Origin of the sequence: Mesorhizobium sp. INR15 (genome assembly GCF_015500075.1) — a bacterium.
GTDB lineage: Bacteria > Pseudomonadota > Alphaproteobacteria > Rhizobiales > Rhizobiaceae > Mesorhizobium.
In genome coordinates, this window is the sequence record NZ_CP045496.1 from 1,964,260 (window position 1) to 1,981,705 (window position 17,446).

Below are 17,446 nucleotides of genomic sequence, written 5' to 3' on the forward strand. Positions count from 1 at the left end.
GGCAATTCCGCCAGGGGGTGGGTTACTTGCCGCCGCGGCGGCGCAACCCGTCGAAATAGACGATGATGATGATCAGCGCGCCGGTGATGATGCGCTGCCAGAACGAATTGACGTTGAGCAGATTGGCGCCGTTGTTGATGGTGGCCAGGATGAAGGCGCCGAGCAGCGGCCCATGCACCGAGCCGACCGCGCCGAACAGCGATGTGCCGCCGATGACCGACGAAGCAATCGCTTGCAGTTCCCAGCCTTCGGCCTGCGTCGGGTTGCCGATGCCGATGCGGGCGGCAAGCAGGACGCCGACGAAGGCCGCGCACAGGCCTGACAGCGTGTAGGCCATGTAAATGGTGCGCTGGACATTGACGCCCGACAGGCGCGACGCCTCGGCGTTGGAGCCGACCGAAAAGAGATAGCGGCCCCAGCGGCTGTGATGGAGGAAGATGTAGGCCGGAATGCCGACCAGGATGACCATCCAGAACAGATTGGGGATGCCGATAAAGGAGTTGCGGGAGAAGGCGGTGAAGCTGTCGCTGTTGATGTTGATCGAGTTGCCGTTGGTCATCAAAAGGCCGATGCCGCGCAGCGAAGTCAGGGTTGCCAGCGTGATGATGAAGGGTGGCAGTCCCATCTTGACGATGCCGAAACCGTGGAAGAGGCCGATGCAGACGCCGACCAGCAGCGTCACCAGAATGGCCAGCCAGATCGGGAAACCGGCATTGATCATCATGGCGACGACGACAGTGGCGAAGCCGACCACGGCGCCAACCGACAGGTCGATGCCGCCGGTGATGATGACGAAGGTCTGGCCGACCGCCATGATGGCGATCATCGACCCCTGGCGCAGAAGATTGGCGATGTTGTTGGCGGAGGCGAAACTGCTTGTCGTCACCGACAGCAGAATCCAGAGCAGAACCAGCAGAGCCAGAAGCGTCAGCCCAAACAGGACGTTGTAATTCCGCTTCGGCTTTTCGGCCGGTAGAGTTTCGGTGCTCATGGTTCCTCCCGTTTCTTTTATTCGTCTTGTTCGCTTGTCAGCCGATCGCTTGCGTCAGCACGTCTTCGTGGCTTGCTGCACGATAGCCATGGCTTGCCACCAGCTTGCCGCGTCGGAACACATGCAGCGTATCGGCAAGCTCGTAGACTTCCGGCAGGTAGGACGAGATCAGGATGATGCCGGCGCCCTTTGACAACAGCGCGCCGAACAGGCGGTAAATCTCGGCCTTGGTGCCGACATCGACGCCAACGGTCGGCTCGTCGAAGATGAACAGCTTGGCGCCGTGCGCCAGCCATTTGCCGATGACGATCTTCTGCTGGTTGCCGCCCGACAGGCTGGAGGCCAGTGCGCTCCGCGTAGGTGTCTTGATGCGGAGATCGGCGATCTGGCGATCGGCCTGCGTCTTTTCCTGCGTACCGGAAATCAGCATGTTGTTGGAGATGCGCTTGTAGATCGGCAGGTTGAGGTTGAGGCCGACCGGCAGGTTGAGGCAGAGGCCCTGGTCGCGGCGGCTCTCCGGCGCCAGCGCCATGCCGAGCTTGATCGCATCATGCTCGTTGTTGATGCTGGCCGGCTTGCCTTCCCATAGGACCTGGCCCGCCGACTTGGCGTGGCGGCCGTAGAGCGTGGTGACGAACTCGCTGCGCCCGGCGCCGATCAGCCCATAGAGTCCTACGATCTCACCGGCGCGAACCGTCATCGAGACGTCTTCGAACCCTTTGCCCGACAGGTTCCTCGCCTCGAGGATCGGGGCGCCCGGCGTGAAATGCTCCTTGTGGTAGACCTGCTCGATCGAGCGGTTGATCATCATCTTGACCAGCTCGGCATCGTTGGTCTCGGCAATGTCGCGGGTGCCGACCAGTGTGCCGTCTCGCAGCACCGAAACACGGTCGGCGAGTTCGAACACTTCCTCCATGCGGTGGCTGATGTAGATGATCGTCACGCCTTCGCCCTTCAGGCGGCGGATCAGGGTGAAGAGCTGGTCGGCCTCCTTACGGGTAAGGTAAGCGGTGGGTTCGTCGAAGATCAGGAACTTGGTGCCGCGTACCGTGGCGCGGGCCGCGGCAATCAATTGCTGCTGGCCGATGGTCAGGTCGCCAAGCACGACATGGGCCGGCAAGTCGAAGCCGAGATCGTCGATGATCTTCTGTGCTTCCTTGACCATGGCCCGCTGCTGCAGGATTCCGAAGCGGGAGTTCTCCTCGCCGAGGAACATGTTGGCGGCGACTGTCAGGTGACGGCACAGCACGACTTCCTGATGCACGGCATTGATGCCGAGCGCCATCGCTTCATGCGGGGTCGCCAGCGCTGCCGGCTTGCCTTCCCAGAAGACGTCGCCTGAGGTGCGCGGCATGACGCCGGTCAAAAGCTTGATGAGTGTGGATTTGCCGGCGCCGTTCTCGCCAACGATGGCGTGAATTTCGCCTGACTTGAAGGCGAGGTTGACCGGCTTCAGCGCGTGCGTGCCAGGATAGCGCTTTTCCAGTCCGCGCAATTCGAGGATGGTCCTGCCGGCCTCCAGCACGGGGGCGGGGTGCAGTTCCTGCGCCGTCGACGTCATGACAATCCTCCCAGATTGGCCTCACGATGGGCACGCGGCGAGGCAAGGAATGCCCCAAAAACAGCCTAGCCTAAGCCTGCGGATTTCCAAGCCGTTTGTGCCGGCCAGGGATGTTTCCGGGGCCAGTCGCCCCGGAAACGATTTCGGATGCGATGGCTCAGAGTTTCGGGTTGAGCAGCGCGTCGATCTTGGGTTCTTTCATGTTGGCCTTGGTCACCAGATTGGCGCCGGTGTCGACATTGGCCTCGACCTTCTCGCCCTTGGATGCGGCGAGCGCGGTCTTGATGCCGTCATAGCCCATCCGGTATGGATCCTGGACGACGAGAGCGGAAATGACGCCGTCGTTGAGGAACTTGATCAGCTTCTCGTCGCTGTCGAAGCCGACCAGTGCCAGCTTGCCGCCAAGGTTGTTTTCGGCGACAGCCTGACCGACGCCCTGCGCCATGATCAGGTTGGAGGCGAAAATGCCCTTGAGGTTCGGGTTGGCGGTGATCAGGTCGGTGGCGATGTTGAGGCCGGTGGTGGCCTGACCGTCGGCGTATTTGTCAGCGACCAGCTTCAGGCCCGGGTATTTTGCCTTGAGCTGCTCGGTGAAGCCCTGCTTGCGCTGTTCGAGCGAACCGGCGCCCGGTGCGTTGGTGATCAGGGCGACGTCGCCCTCGACCTTGCCGCCGTTGGCGGCGCCGATGGCGGCGGCGAGGCCGTCAGCAGCGACGCGGCCGCCCTGCACGTTGTCGGTGGTCAGGAACGAGGTGAAGGCCTTGGAGTCGGCGCCGGAGTCGATGCCGATAACCTTGACCTTGGCAGCGGCTTCGTCGATCGGCTTGCCAAGCGCCTTGAACTCGGTCGGAGCGATCACGATGGCGGCCGGGTTGCTGGCAACGGCGTTCTCGAGGATCGAGACCTGACCGTTGACATCGGTTTCAGCCTGGGCGCCGAGTTCCGGCACTTTGACGCCGAGATCCTTGCCGGCCTTGCGGGCGCCGGCCAGAACGATCTGCCAGTAGAAGGACGTGGTGTCCTTGACGATGATCGGAATGGTCACGTCCGCCGCCGAAACCGGCGCCGTGTGCATCACGCCGGTGAGCATCGAGGCGGCTGCGAGTGCCATGACTGTGCGGCGGTTGAGAATGCTGGTCACGAATTTCATAGGATTCCTCCCTAAGTCGCCTGGTGAACGTTACGGAAAGCCCTGTCCGGATAGGCGCAGCCCAAACAGAACTTTATCAATAAAAAACATTTACCGCGTTTTGATAGTGCATCGCTCCGGCCGATGCAAGCGGTGTTTCGTCATGGTGTCCGTATGGCGCGGCGAGAGACGGGCCTCCTCGTTTCTCTCGTCGCCCCTGTTCAAGCGGTCCTATTCTCGTTCTGCAAGGTATGGAATATTAATTCCACCGTCCAGTCAATATGGAATATTCATTCTTTGTGGAGATCGCACGTTGTGAAGCTCATCACCCTGCGGAGGCATCATGCCAATTCCTGGATCACCGTATAGGGATCATATTTGGCGAATTCCGTTTCCGGCACGTCGATGTCGAGCAGGTCGATATTGCGCATCAGATTGGCGAGCTTAGCGGTTCCAGTCAGCACCGTGGCGACCAACGGCTCATGCAAAGGAAATTGGAATGCCGCTGCGGCAAGCGGGTAGCCGCCTTCGCCGGCAATCTTTTCCATGGCATCGACGCGGGCGAGCACGTCACGGCTGGCGGGCTGGTAATCGAAATGCGCGCCCTGTACCGGGCCTGTTGCCAGAATGCCGGAATTGAACACGCCGCCGATGACCAGCGAGGTCTGCCGCGCCCGGCAGAGCGGCAGCAATTCGGCTTGCGCGCTGCGATCGAGCAAAGAATAGCGGCTGGCGAGCAGGATGCAGTCGAGCGGCGCCCGGTGCATTACCTCAAGGCAGATCGGCACTTCATTGACCCCGAGGCCATAGGCGGAAATGGCGCCGGAGCGTTTCAATTCGTCCAGCGCCTTGATCCCGCCGTCCATCAACTGGCGGAAATGCAATTTGGTCTTTTCGATACCATGCGTGTAGGCGCCGATGTCATGGACGTAGAGGATATCGATCTTGTTGAGGCCGAGCCTGGCATAGCTGAACTCGACCGAGCGCATGATCCCGTCATAGGAATAATCATAGTCGACCGCGAAGGGCAGTGGTTCGACATAGGAGTGGTCCGGGACCTGGTCTTCCGGCACCGGACGAAGCAGGCGGCCGACCTTGGTCGACAGCACGTAGGAATCGCGCGGCTTGTAGCGCAGGAAATCGCCGAAGCGCCGTTCCGACAGGCCGAAGCCATAGAAGGGCGCGGTGTCGAAGTAACGCAAGCCGGCTTCCCAGGCGCCTTGCAGCGTTTCCATGGCCGCCTCGCGGGAAGAGGCCCGGTAGAGGCCCCCTATTGCCGCACCGCCGAAGCTGATTTCCGTGACCTCCAGCGCGGTTTGACCGATGCGGCGCGATTCCATGCAAAACCTCCCGTTGCCGGCCGACTGCGGCCTGTCGACGTCTTTTCGGCACAAAGCATGCCCGAAGAGTCGCAAGGCGCGCTTTGGATTTCTATTGCTGGCTTTCGTTGCGCCCCGGAGCCCGAGCCCGGAGTGCGGTGACCTGGATCAGAGCGTCGCGCCGAGGTGCCAGGGCACGAACTCGTTGTCGCCGTAGCCAAAATCTTCGCTCTTGGTCTTGCGGCCGGAGGCTGTCTCGACAATCAGTTCGAAGATTTCGCGGCCCATGCCGGCAATGGTCTTCTCGCCCGAGGCGATGACGCCGCAGTTTACGTCCATGTCCTCTTCCATCTGGTGGTACATGGTCGAATTGGTGGCAACCTTGATCGATGGCGTCGGCCTGCAGCCGAAGCAGGAACCGCGCCCGGTGGTGAAGACGATGACGTTGGCGCCGCCCGCCACCTGGCCCGTGGCTGACACCGGGTCGTAACCGGGCGTGTCCATGAACACCAGCCCGCTGCCGGTGACCTTCTCGGCATAGCCGAAGACGCCATTGAGCGGCGTCTGGCCACCCTTGGCCACCGCGCCCAGCGACTTTTCCAGGATGGTGGTGAGACCGCCGCGCTTGTTGCCGGGCGACGGATTGTTGTCGATAGAGGCGCCATGCTTGGCGACATGCTCTTCCCACCACTTGACGTAGCCGTCGAGCTTCTTGGCGATCTCAGGCGACGCCGCGCGATAGGCAAGCAGATGCTCGGCACCGTAGATTTCGGTGGTCTCGGACAGGATGCCGATGCCGCCGACGCCGGCCAGGATATCGACAGCCGCGCCCAGCGCCGGATTGGCGGTGATGCCCGACATGCCATCCGAGCCGCCGCATTGCAGGCCAACGACGATCTCGCTGACCGGGATCGGCTCCCGCTTCAGGTGGCCGACTTCTTCCGCGATCTCGGCCAGGACAAGCATCGCCTTCTCGACCGATTTGCGCGAACCGCCGGCATCCTGGATGTTGAAATGGCGCTTGCCGGCGGCAACGCCTTTCTGGCCATAGAGCGTGAGCTGGTTGACCTCGCAGCCCAAGCCGACCATCAGCACGCCGCCGAAATTGGGATGGCGGGCATAGCCGGCCAGGGTGCGGTGCAGCACCATCATGCCGTCACCGGTGCCGCTCATGCCGCAGCCTTGGCCATGGACGATGGGCACGAAGCCGTCGATGCCGGGATATTTCGGCAGCAAGGTCCGGTTGGCGGTGTCGGCTATGGAATGGCAGACAGTGGCCGAGCAGTTGACGCTGGCGAGGATGCCGATGAAGTTGCGCGTGCCGGCGCGTCCGTCGGCGCGGCGGTAGCCCATGAAGGTGCGTGCACGGTCGGCTTCGGTCGCGTGCTCGGCCTCGCTCGGCGGCACCACCGGCAAGCGGCCGGATTCGAAAACCAGGTTGTGCGAATGGACATGCTCGCCAGGCGCGATGTCCTGGGTGGCGCGGCCGATCGCCTGCGCGTATTTCACCACGGCTTCGCCCGCCGGGATCGGCTTGATCGCGACCTTGTGGCCGGGCTCGATCAGCGCGGCGGCAACCGCGCCGCCTGGAAGGGTTGTGCCGATCTCGATGCGGCCATTGGCGACCGCGACATTGTCGGCGGGGGACAGAAGAATGCTGTTTGAGACGTTCACGGGCGGTTTCCTGGGTGTGATCCTGGGAGGTGCGGGCGGATTGACACGCGGCTGTTAAGAGTTAATGTCTTTTATCGTGAAAAAACAGTTTTGCGTCAATTGTTTTTTCGCTGAGAGTTCCGCATGCCTTCGAGTGTTCCAAAAGGCGATTCCGCTTTTCACGGTCATGGGAACGTCATATTGCGCTTCAAGCCGGCAGCTGCAAGCGCCGGTGTGCAACGGGTCTGGGGATGTCGAAGAGCAACAACGTCTACAAGGACGCCTACAACAGATGCCTTCGGCTGCTCGACGAAACGCGCAGCCTGCCGTCGGAGCCGGAACTTGGCACGTTGCTGGGCGTCAGCCGCACGACCGTGCGCACCATCCTGGCGCGCATGGAAGAGACCGGGCTGATTGCCTGGAACAAGCGCGCCAAGACGGTGCTGCGCGAGCCGCGTCCTGATGATTTCTTCCCCGAGGAAGAGACCGACACGCTGGCACAGATCATCGAGCGCTCTTTCATGCGTCGGCTGCTTGCCAGCGGCGCCGAGGCCGGGATGCAGATCAACGAGCTCGAACTGGCACGCGAGATCGGTGTCGGCACCACCAGCGTGCGCGAATTCCTGATCCGCTTTTCGCGCTTCGGCCTGATCGAGAAGCGCCGCAACAGTCACTGGGTGCTGAAAGGCTTCACCCGCGCCTTCGCGCTGGAGCTGACCGAAATCCGCGAGATGTTCGAATTGCGCTCGGCGGCGGCCTTTGCCGCCCTGCCGCCGGAAAGTCCGGTCTGGGCTGATCTTGACCGTCTAGAAGACGAGCATCGCCTGCTGGCGGGAGAGATCGCTGCCCGCTTCAACGAGTTCTCGGAGCTGGACGAGCGCTTCCACCGGCTGATCCATCGCGCATCGCACAACCGTTTCATCGTCGATTTCTACGATGTCATCGCCATGATCTTCCACTACCACTATCAGTGGAACAAGGCGCAGGAACGCGAGCGCAACGAAGTGGCGGTCGGCGAGCATCTCGCTTACATCGCGGCGCTCAAATCGCGCGATCTCGGCAAGGTCGATGCCGCCTGCCGCAAGCACCTGAAGTCGGCACGGCATACTTTGCTGACCTCCATTCCAGAGAGCCGGCAGCCGCCAAGATCCTGACAGCGCCGCGTTGCCGCAGCCTTGAATTGGCGATTTTCCCGTTGCCGGCCTCGTGCTAGGGATGTTTCGTTGCTGCGAAGAGGCAAGGCTTTGAGCGCCAAGAGGAGACGATGGAGCATACCGGTCGCGTTCGCCGCGGCCTATCTGCTATTACTCCAGTCCGTCCTCGCCACCTTCGCCGCCGGCATGGCGCCGAACCCTTCACAGCTCGACGCCTTCGGCAATGTCATCTGCACCCGGGAAGGGGCGACCCAGCTGCCCGGGGGCAATCCGCCGCCGTCGCATCTGCCTTCATGCTGCGTGCTTGGCTGCAGCATGTTTTCGCCAGCCTATGCACCGCCGCCTGATGCCGGCCTGGCGCTGGGCACGCTTTCTTTCGAGACGGTGGCCTTTGTTTTTCCGGCTGTCACGCACCTTGATTTCGCGCGTGAACGCTCGCCATCGAACCCGCGCGCGCCGCCACTGGCGGCCTGAGTCCGTTCGTCCGGCGGAACCTTTCGCCGGCGCACCCGTCAAAAGATCAAAATCGTTCGCGGCCGCTTAACGGCGCGATCATCAATTCATGGAGCAACCATGTCTCACTCTATCCGCACCGCCGCGCGTGCGCCTGCGTTCAGCCGCTTTCGGCACGCTTTCGAACAGCGGCTCGGCATCATCTTGTTCGCTCTCGCCCTGTTGTTCGCCGGCGGCCAGGCTGCGCTGGCGCACGAGTTCAAGGTCGGCGATCTCGAGATCGGCCATCCTTGGTCCCGCGCGACACCTGCCGGCGCCAAAGTGGCCGGCGGCTATTTCACCATCACCAACAAAGGCAGCACGGCGGACCGGTTGGTGTCGATTTCTTCCGACATTTCCGAGAAGGCCGAGCTGCATGAGATGGGGGTCAAGGATGGTGTCATGACCATGCGGCCAGTCAGCGACGGTCTGGAGATTCCGGCCGGCGGCAAGGTCGCGCTGGCGCCGGGCGGCTATCATCTGATGTTCATCGGCCTGAAGCAGCAGCCGAAGCAAGGTGAGAAATTCTCCGCCACGCTGACCTTCGAAAAGGCCGGCACGGTCAGCGTCGATTTCGCCGTCGAAGGGATGGGCGAGATGGGCAGCATGGACCATGCCGAGTGATTTGACCAACTCCACAAAATTTTGAAAATCAGAGGGACTATTATGAACAAGTATCTTTTGCCGGCAGCCGTGCTTCTCGTTCTCGGGACCAGCTCCGCTTTCGCACACATCACACTCGAAACGCAGGAAGCACCGGTCGGAGCCAACTACAAAGCGGTCCTGCGTGTGCCGCATGGCTGTGACGGCAAGGCAACGACTGCCGTGCGTGTGCAGATCCCGGAAGGGGTGATCGCGGTCAAGCCGATGCCGAAGGCGGGCTGGACGCTGCAGACCAAGAAGGGCAAGTACGACAAGTCCTACCAGCTCTATGGCCAGGCGGTGACCGATGGCGTCAAGGAAGTGGACTGGAGCGGCGGCAGCCTGCCCGACGAATTCTACGACGAGTTCGTCTTCCGCGTGATGCTGACCGAGGGCCTTCCTGTCGGCCAGAAGCTCTATTTCCCGGTTGTGCAGGAATGCGATGGCGCCGCCGATCGCTGGATCGAGATCCCCGCCGCCGGGCAAGATGAGGATGCGCTGGAGAATCCGGCGCCTGGCATCAAGCTCCTGCCCAAGAAATAGCTGTTCCAGCGGCGCGCCCGGTTCCATTTTGGGCGACGGCGCGCCGCTGATTTGCATGGCCGTGATTTGCATGGCCCATTGATTTGCATGGCCCATTGATTTGCATGGCAATGACATGAACGCGATAATCTCACTGCGGACGGTCGACTTGAGCGGCAAGGTGGCCTGCCGCATTGCCGGCGGACTGCTGGCAATGGTCATGCTGCTGCTGGTCATGGCGGCACCCAATCCGGCCTTCGCCCATGCCGCGCTGATCAAGACCGAGCCGGCCGATGGTGCACTGCTGGCGCAAAGCCCGGCGCAATTCATCATCACCTTCAGCGAGCCGGTGTCACCGCTGGTGCTGACCCTGGTGAAACCCGACGGCACGCCGGTGCCGCTGACCTCCTTCCGTCTCAGCTACCAGTCGGTTGAAATCGACAATCCGCAAACGCTCAAGCCTGGCACGCATGTTCTGAGCTGGCGCGTGATTTCCACGGACGGTCATCCGGTCGGCGGCTCGATCCTGTTTTCCGTCGGTGCGCCCACCGAGCCGCCGGCGATCTCCGAGGCTGTCGACTGGGGGCTGCGGTCGGCGGTCTGGACCGGCAAGGTTTTTCTCTACATCGGCCTTTTCCTTGGCATCGGCGGCGCCTTCGCGCTGGCCTGGCTGGCGCAGGGCGCCCGCGCCGGACAGCGTTTTGTCACGGTCGCGATTCTGTGCGGGCTGGTTGCCGCACCCTTGTCGCTCGGCTTCCAGGGGCTTGATGCACTGGGCGCGCCATTCGCCCGTCTGGTGCAACCGGTCATCTGGCGGACAGGTCTCGGCACCAGTTTCGGCTGGACGGTGCTGATCGCCCTGGTCGCGCTGGGCCTCGGCCTGCTGTCGCTGGTCGGGCCGCGAGTGACGGCCAGGCCGCTCGCTCTCGCCGGGCTTCTGGGTGTCGGCGCGGCGCTGGCCGCCAGCGGACACGCCAGTGCCGCCGAGCCGCAATGGCTGACGCGGCCGATGGTGTTCCTGCATGGCGCGGGCATCGCCTTCTGGGCTGGCGCATTGGTGCCGCTCGGCCTGGCGATGAGAAGTCAATCGGTGGAGGCCGCGGCTTTCCTGCGGCGGTTTTCAAGAATGATCCTGCCCGTCGTGGCCGTGCTTGCCGCTGCAGGCATCGTGCTCGGGGTCGTTCAGGTGCAAACACTCTCTGCGCTTGTCGACACCGCCTATGGCCGCCTGCTGCTGATCAAGCTGGGGCTGCTGGTCTTCCTGTTCACGCTCGCTGCCATCAACCGCTGGAAACTGACAGCGATGGCCGAGACGGGGGTGACGGAGGTGCGACAGCGGCTCAGCCGTTCGATCGGCGTCGAGATATTGATCGTGCTGGCTATCTTCGGCGTGGCCGCGGGCTGGCGTTTCACGCCGCCGCCACGAGCGTTGGCAATCGCGGCGGCGCAGCCAGCCTCGGTCCACATCCATGCGTTGCAGGCGATGGCCGATCTCAGCATCACGCCTGGCCATGCCGGGCCAGTCGCCGCCTCGATGATCATCATGAGTGGCGATTTCGGCGCGCTCGACGCCAAGGAAGTGACGCTGGTGCTGTCAAAACCGGATTCGGGCATCGAGCCGTTGAAGCGCGCGGCGACCAAGCCTGGTGACGGAAGCTGGCGCGTCGACAACCTTGTCATTCCGATTCCGGGCAGATGGACGGTGCGGATCGACATTCTTGTCTCGGATTTCGAGATGGTGAAGATCGAGGCGCCGATCGACATCAGGCCTTGATCCACTATATCGCCGCTTGAGGAGCGGCGACGATGTCTTGTGGCAACACAAATAGGCGAGGCGGTTGACGCGGCCTTGAAGGCCCGTCAATCATCATCGAAAGAATTGGCATCGCCGCGATCGCGGGTTCGAACCGACAAATCCGAAGGCAGGGAAGAAACGATGGAAAAAGCCGAGATTGGCCTGATTGGCCTTGGCACGATGGGCTCCAACCTGGCGCTGAACATCGCCGAGCACGGGCACCGTATCGCCGTCTTCAACCGAACCAGGGCACGCACCGACGCCTTCGTCGAGAATGCCGGTACGCTGAAAGATATGGTGGTGCCGTGCTACAGCCTTGAAGAACTCGCGGCCGCCATCCGCCCGCCGCGCCCGATCATCATCATGGTGCTGGCCGGCAAGCCGGTGGACGAGCAGATTGCCGCCCTTCGCGGCGTGCTTTCGGCCAACGACATTGTCATTGACGCGGGCAACGCCAATTTCCGCGACACGATGCGGCGCTTCTCCGAGCTTTCCGGCTCGGGCCTCACCTTCATCGGCATGGGTGTCTCAGGCGGTGAAGAGGGCGCCCGTCATGGTCCGTCCATCATGGTCGGCGGTACCGAGGATTCCTGGAAGCGCGTCGAAAAGGTGCTGACCGCGATATCCGCCAAGTTCAAGGACGAGCCTTGCGCGGCCTGGCTTGGAACCGATGGCGCCGGCCATTTCGTCAAGACCATCCACAATGGCATCGAATATGCCGACATGCAGATGATCGGCGAAATCTACGGCATTTTGCGCGACGGGCTCGGCATGGGGCCCAAAGAGATCGGCACGGTGTTTGCCGACTGGAACAAGGGCCGGCTCAACTCCTACCTGATCGAGATCACCGCCAAGGTGCTGGCCGCCGATGACCCGAAGACCGGCAAGCCGGTGGTCGACATCATCGTCGACCGCGCCGGCCAGAAAGGCACCGGCAAATGGTCGGTCATCGAGGCGCAGCAGCTTGGCATTCCGGCGACCGCGATCGAGGCGGCGGTGGCGGCGCGCGTGCTGTCGTCGATCAAGGACGAGCGGCTGGCCGCCGAGAAAGCCTATGGCGGCGGGGTCACCAGGATTTCCGGCGACAAGGCCGCTCTGCTCAAGGACCTCGAACTGGCGCTGTTCGCCGGCAAGATCGCGGCTTACGCGCAGGGTTTCGCGGTGATGAGCGGTGCCTCCAAGGAGTTCAACTGGAACCTGCCGATGCCCACCATCGCCAAGATCTGGCGGGCGGGCTGCATCATCCGCTCGCAGATGCTCGACACCATGGCCGAGGCTTTTGGCAAGGGCAGCGCTTCCACCAATCTTTTGATGGCGCCTGCCTTCATCGCCATGATGCAGGAGGCGCATCCGTCGCTGCGCCGCGTCGTGGCAAGGGCATCGGAAGCCGGCGCGCCGGTGCCGGCGTTGTCGTCGGCGCTGGCCTATTTCGACAGCTATCGCCAGGGCCGTGGCACCTCGAACCTGATCCAGGCGCAGCGTGACTTCTTCGGTGCGCATGGTTTTGAGCGCATCGATGGGCCGGGCGCGTTCCATGGCCCATGGGGCAGCGGCGCTGCTGGCTAGGATGATACTGGCTGGCGGACTGCCAGAACATCGCTGGCGGCGCTGAGGCTCTGCAAGGAGCCGGGCGCCGCACCGCCGATCCAGCCGAGCACGGCGCGGGCGAGTTCAGAGCCCGCCAGCCGGAAGTTCTCGTTGACGACCAGCAATTCCGGCCGGAACAGGTGCAGCAGGTCCGACGACTGTTTTGACACGACATCGACATCGCGGCCGAGCTTGAGGCCGGCATCCTCGATGCCAGCGACGATGGCCAGCGTCGCGGCGGCGCCGCTGCTGACGAAGCCGTCCGGCCCGGTGTCGCGGCGCATCAACTGCGCGGTCCGGCTCCTGATCTGCTCGATCGTGTGGTCGATCGAGACGGTGTTGAACGGAACCTCGCTGGCGCCGACCTCGCTTAACGCATCGGCAAAGCCATTCAGCGTATGGCCGTAATAGGTCAGTCCCGGCGGTGGCGTCAGCAATGCCAGCCTGCGGCGTCCCAGGCTGGCCAGCCGGCGCACGGCCTCCATAGCGAAGGTGTGATTGTCGAAGTCATGATAGGGGTGGACCAGACCCATGTCGGTGCGGCCATGCGTGGCAAACGGCATGCCGTGTTCCAGCATGTAGCGGGCACGCGGGTCGTTTGGCTGGGTGCGCGAGATGATCACGCCGTCGGCGGAGCCGGTCTCGACCAGATAGCGTATCGGCTCGAGCGGATCCTGTGAGCCGGAGTAAGGCGTGACGATCAGGTGATAGGGCGTTTCTGCGAGCACTTCGGAGACACCATAGATGATGTCCGAGACGAAACTCATGATCTCGCGATCGGTGTTCAGCACAAGGCTGATGACGTTGGTCCGGCCGGTGCGCAAACGCACGCCGGCGCGGTTCGGGCGATAGCCGATCTGCTTGGCTACCAGCTGCACGCGGCGCCGGGTCTCGGCGCCGATCTCGGGCGCGTCCTTCAATGCGCGCGACACGGTGGTTACCCCCAGCCCGGTCATGAAGGCGAGCGTCTTCAGCGTCGGCCTGCCTTTCGCCGTAGCCTCGTCGTCTCGGTCTGTACGCTGTCTGTCCATTCGTCCCGCCCGTCAGGCGCATAGCAGTCGCGAGGCAGGCCGGCAATCGCCGGATCACGCCGCGGTGCGTTTCCTCGCTCAGCGAGGCTCCAGTATACTGAAACGTTACAGATTGTCACTGTCGCCGTGAAAGGCTCATATCGGACTGCTCCTAAGGGGCCGCCTGCGCCTAACAGAAAAATGCTGAAGAATCAGAGGGGATGAGTTCCGGATGAGCCTTTTGCCGACTTTTATGCATCTCCACATCATTTTGCAGCGCAACTATGTCTGTTGCGGTGCAGCAAGGCATAATCATTCGGGTGAATTTATTCGGGCGCCGAAAAAATATAGGACGGCCAATAACCGAGGGGTTGCGCCGTTTGAACAATTGCCGTATCGAAAATCTGTAACGTTTCAGATTCTGGGAGGAACCGAAATGCGATACAAACTGATGACTGCCGCATTGGCGGCGACGGCGGCGCTGCAGTTTGCCGGTCCGGCGGCGGCGACGGATCTGGAAGTCACCCATTGGTGGACCTCCGGCGGCGAGGCAGCGGCGGTCGCCGAATTCGCCAAGGCTTTCGACGCCACCGGCAATCACTGGGTCGACGGCGCCATTGCCGGCTCCGGCGACACCGCGCGGCCGATCATGATCAGCCGCATCACCGGCGGCGACCCGATGGGCGCCACCCAGTTCAACCACGGCCGCCAAGCCGAGGAACTGGTGAAGGCCGGCCTGATGCGCGACCTGACCGACCTTGCCACGAAGGAACATTGGAAGGATGTCATCCGCCCCGCCAGCCTGCTCAATGAGTGCACGGTCGACGGCAAGGTCTATTGCATCCCGGTCAACATTCACTCCTGGCAGTGGCTATGGCTGTCCAACAAGGCATTCGCCGACGCGGGCGTACCGGTGCCGAAGAACTGGGATGAATTTGTCGCTGCCGCGCCCGCGCTGGAAAAGGCCGGCAAAATCCCGCTCGCCGTCGGCCAGCAGGCCTGGCAGACCTCCGGCGCCTTCCAGGTGCTGATGGTGGCGATCGGCGGTCCGGACATCTACAAGAAGGTCTATGGCGACAAGGACGCCAAGGTTGCCGGCGGACCGGAAGTGGCCAAGGTGTTCAAGGCCGCCGACGACGCGCGCAAGATGCAGGTGAAGTCCAAGGTACAGGACTGGAACCAGGCGACCAATCTGGTCATCACCGGCCAGGCCGGTGGCCAGATCATGGGCGACTGGGCACAGGGTGAATTCCAGGTCGCCGGGCAGACCGCCGGCAAGGATTACACCTGCCTGCCGGGTCTCGGCGTCAATGCCGTCATCCAGACCGGTGGCGATTCCTTCTACTTCCCGCTGCTCAAGGACGCGGACAAGGCGAAGGCGCAGGAAGTGCTGGCCTCGACCATGCTTTCACCGGCGACGCAGGTTGCTTTCAACCTGAAGAAAGGCTCGCTGCCGGTGCGCGGCGATGTCGATCTCAACGCCGCCAATGACTGCATGAAGAAGGGCCTCGACATCCTGGCCAAGGGCAACACCATTCCCGACACCAACCAGCTGATGACCGAGGATTCGCTGACCCAGGTCAACGACCTGTTCGCCGAGTTCTTCGCGACGCCGACGATGACGCCCGAGGATGCGCAGAAGCGCTTCGCCGACATCGTCTCGAAGGCCGATTGACGGTCTTTGTCGCTCCGATCCTCCGGCTCCCGACACGGGGCCGGAGGCAAGCCGCAACGCGATCCTGTCCAGCGAGGCGCATTCCATGAACGAACAGGCATCCAGGCGGCCAAGCCGTTTGTTTCGCAATCTCAACGCCAAGATTGCGTCGATCCCGATGATCCTCAACGCATTGGTCATCTTCCTCGGCGGCACCGTCTGGACGGTCGTCTATTCCTTCACCGATTCCAGACTGCTGCCGCGGCTGAATTTCGTCGGCCTTGACCAGTATTATCGGCTGTGGGCGACGCCGCGCTGGCTGGTGGCGGTCGAGAACCTGGCCATCTATGGCGCCTGCATGCTCGTGTTCTCGCTGCTCATCGGCTTTCTGCTGGCGGCATTGCTCGATCAGAAAATCCGCTTCGAGGACACGTTCCGCACGATCTTCCTCTATCCGTTCGCGCTGTCCTTCATCGTCACCGGGCTGGTCTGGCAATGGATCCTCAACCCGAATTTCGGCGTCCAGCACGTGGTGCGCTCGCTCGGCTGGACCGACTTCGCCTTCGACCCGCTCTATGATTCCACCATCGTCATCTACGGCATCCTGATCGCGGCCCTCTGGCAAGGAACAGGCCTCGTCATGTGCCTGATGCTGGCCGGTCTGCGCGGCATCGACGAAGACATCTGGAAGGCGGCGCGGGTGGACGGGATCCCGACCTGGCAAACCTATTTGTTCATCATCATTCCGATGATGCGGCCGGTGCTGATCACGACGCTGGTGATCATCGCCGCCAGCATCGTCAAGGTCTATGACCTGGTCGTCGCCCAGACCAGCGGCGGCCCCGGCATCTCGTCGGAAGTGCCAGCGAAATATGTCTACGAATACATGTTCCACGCCCAGAACCTCGGCCAGGGCTTTGCCGCTTCCACCATGATGCTTCTGTCGGTGATCATCGCCATTGTGCCATGGGCGTATCTGGAATTCGGGAGGCGCAAATGAGCAACATTGCCGTCCCGGGCCCAACGGTTGCCGGCGCCTCGCGAACTGAGATCACCGGGCCCCATGGCCCGAAGCCGCGCCACGTGTTTTCGCGCCGCAATATCTTTCTCTATGGCACCCTGTTCGTCGTGGCGGCCTACTATCTCCTGCCGCTCTATGTGATGGTCGTCACCTCGCTCAAAGGCATGCCTGAAATCCGGCTCGGCAACATCTTCTCGCCGCCGCTGGAGATCACCTTCGAGCCATGGGTCAAGGCGTGGTCGACCGCCTGCACCGGCCTCAATTGCGACGGGCTGTCGCGCGGCTTCTGGAACTCGGTGCGGATCACCGTGCCGTCGGTGCTGCTGTCGATCGCCATCGCTTCGGTCAATGGCTATGCGCTGGCCAACTGGCGCTTCAAGGGCGCCGACCTGTTCTTCACCATCCTGATCGTCGGTGCCTTCATCCCCTACCAGGTGATGATCTATCCGATCGTCATCATCCTGCGCGAGATCGGCCTCTACGGCACCATCTGGGGCCTGATCCTCGTGCATTCGATCTTCGGCATGCCGATCCTGACGCTGTTGTTCCGCAATTATTTTTCGTCAATGCCGGAGGAGCTGTTCCGCGCGGCGCGTGTCGATGGCGCCGGCTTCTGGGGCATCTATTTCCGCATCATGCTGCCGATGTCGCTGCCGATCTTCGTCGTCGCCATCATCCTGCAGGTGACCGGCATCTGGAACGACTTCCTGTTCGGCGTCATCTACACCAAGCCCGACACCTATCCGATGACGGTGCAGCTCAACAACATCGTCAATTCGGTGCAGGGCGTGAAGGAATACAACGTCAACATGGCCGCGACGCTGATCACCGGCCTGGTGCCGCTGATCGTCTATTTCGTTTCCGGAAAACTGTTCGTGCGTGGCATCGCCGCCGGCGCGGTGAAGGGATGACCGCG

At 62.5% G+C, this 17,446-nt stretch carries 15 protein-coding genes; 9 read left to right on the forward strand and 6 right to left on the reverse strand.

Annotated features, from left to right (window positions below; translation table 11 throughout):
* Positions 1–22: 22 nt before the first annotated feature.
* The 5 genes from GA829_RS09530 to GA829_RS09550 all read right to left on the reverse strand — a co-directional run bounded on the left by GA829_RS09530 (position 23) and on the right by GA829_RS09550 (position 6,674).
* Positions 23–991, reverse strand: a complete 969-nt coding sequence (locus GA829_RS09530) for an ABC transporter permease (protein ID WP_195178251.1) — start codon at positions 989–991, stop codon at positions 23–25.
* Between the two features lie 37 nt (positions 992–1,028).
* A complete protein-coding gene (locus GA829_RS09535; protein WP_195178252.1) occupies positions 1,029–2,552 on the reverse strand; it encodes a sugar ABC transporter ATP-binding protein in 1,524 nt (507 codons plus the stop codon).
* A gap of 157 nt (positions 2,553–2,709) precedes the next feature.
* Entirely contained in the window at positions 2,710–3,702 is a 993-nt protein-coding gene (locus GA829_RS09540; protein WP_195178253.1) for an ABC transporter substrate-binding protein, read from the reverse strand.
* Positions 3,703–4,022: 320 nt separating this feature from the next.
* The gene (locus GA829_RS09545; protein ID WP_195178254.1) at positions 4,023–5,021 is read right to left on the reverse strand and encodes an aldo/keto reductase; all 999 of its coding nucleotides are present in this window, start codon (positions 5,019–5,021) and stop codon (positions 4,023–4,025) included.
* A gap of 147 nt (positions 5,022–5,168) precedes the next feature.
* Positions 5,169–6,674 (reverse strand): UxaA family hydrolase, encoded by a 1,506-nt coding sequence (locus GA829_RS09550; protein WP_195178255.1) that lies wholly within the window; start codon positions 6,672–6,674, stop codon positions 5,169–5,171.
* 230 nt (positions 6,675–6,904) lie between these two features.
* Here GA829_RS09550 and GA829_RS09555 point away from each other — a divergent pair, with 230 nt between their 5' ends.
* The 6 genes from GA829_RS09555 to gndA all read left to right on the forward strand — a co-directional run bounded on the left by GA829_RS09555 (position 6,905) and on the right by gndA (position 12,824).
* Entirely contained in the window at positions 6,905–7,807 is a 903-nt protein-coding gene (locus tag GA829_RS09555) for a GntR family transcriptional regulator (RefSeq protein WP_195178256.1), read from the forward strand.
* A gap of 117 nt (positions 7,808–7,924) precedes the next feature.
* Positions 7,925–8,281, forward strand: a complete 357-nt coding sequence (locus tag GA829_RS09560; protein WP_195179585.1) for a DUF2946 family protein — start codon at positions 7,925–7,927, stop codon at positions 8,279–8,281.
* A gap of 99 nt (positions 8,282–8,380) precedes the next feature.
* Positions 8,381–8,923, forward strand: coding sequence for a copper chaperone PCu(A)C (locus GA829_RS09565; protein ID WP_195178257.1), 543 nt, complete (start codon positions 8,381–8,383; stop codon positions 8,921–8,923).
* 42 nt (positions 8,924–8,965) lie between these two features.
* The gene (locus GA829_RS09570) at positions 8,966–9,484 is read left to right on the forward strand and encodes a YcnI family copper-binding membrane protein (protein WP_195178258.1); all 519 of its coding nucleotides are present in this window, start codon (positions 8,966–8,968) and stop codon (positions 9,482–9,484) included.
* Positions 9,485–9,599: 115 nt separating this feature from the next.
* The gene (locus GA829_RS09575; RefSeq protein ID WP_195178259.1) at positions 9,600–11,237 is read left to right on the forward strand and encodes a copper resistance CopC/CopD family protein; all 1,638 of its coding nucleotides are present in this window, start codon (positions 9,600–9,602) and stop codon (positions 11,235–11,237) included.
* Positions 11,238–11,399: 162 nt separating this feature from the next.
* Positions 11,400–12,824, forward strand: a complete 1,425-nt coding sequence (gndA, locus tag GA829_RS09580) for an NADP-dependent phosphogluconate dehydrogenase (RefSeq protein WP_195178260.1) — start codon at positions 11,400–11,402, stop codon at positions 12,822–12,824.
* Here gndA and GA829_RS09585 read toward each other — a convergent pair.
* Positions 12,821–13,876, reverse strand: coding sequence for a LacI family transcriptional regulator (locus tag GA829_RS09585; RefSeq protein WP_195178261.1), 1,056 nt, complete (start codon positions 13,874–13,876; stop codon positions 12,821–12,823). The two genes, gndA and GA829_RS09585, sit on opposite strands and share 4 nt — an antisense overlap.
* Positions 13,877–14,291: 415 nt before the next feature.
* Between GA829_RS09585 and GA829_RS09590 the strand changes: the two genes are divergently transcribed.
* The 3 genes from GA829_RS09590 (at position 14,292) to GA829_RS09600 (ending at position 17,441) form a co-directional block, all read left to right on the forward strand.
* Positions 14,292–15,530, forward strand: a complete 1,239-nt coding sequence (locus tag GA829_RS09590; RefSeq protein ID WP_195178262.1) for an ABC transporter substrate-binding protein — start codon at positions 14,292–14,294, stop codon at positions 15,528–15,530.
* A gap of 85 nt (positions 15,531–15,615) precedes the next feature.
* Entirely contained in the window at positions 15,616–16,509 is an 894-nt protein-coding gene (locus GA829_RS09595) for a carbohydrate ABC transporter permease (protein ID WP_195178263.1), read from the forward strand.
* Positions 16,506–17,441 (forward strand): carbohydrate ABC transporter permease, encoded by a 936-nt coding sequence (locus GA829_RS09600; RefSeq protein WP_195178264.1) that lies wholly within the window; start codon positions 16,506–16,508, stop codon positions 17,439–17,441. Before GA829_RS09595 ends, GA829_RS09600 begins: the two co-directional genes overlap by 4 nt.
* The last annotated feature ends 5 nt before the right edge of the window (positions 17,442–17,446 follow it).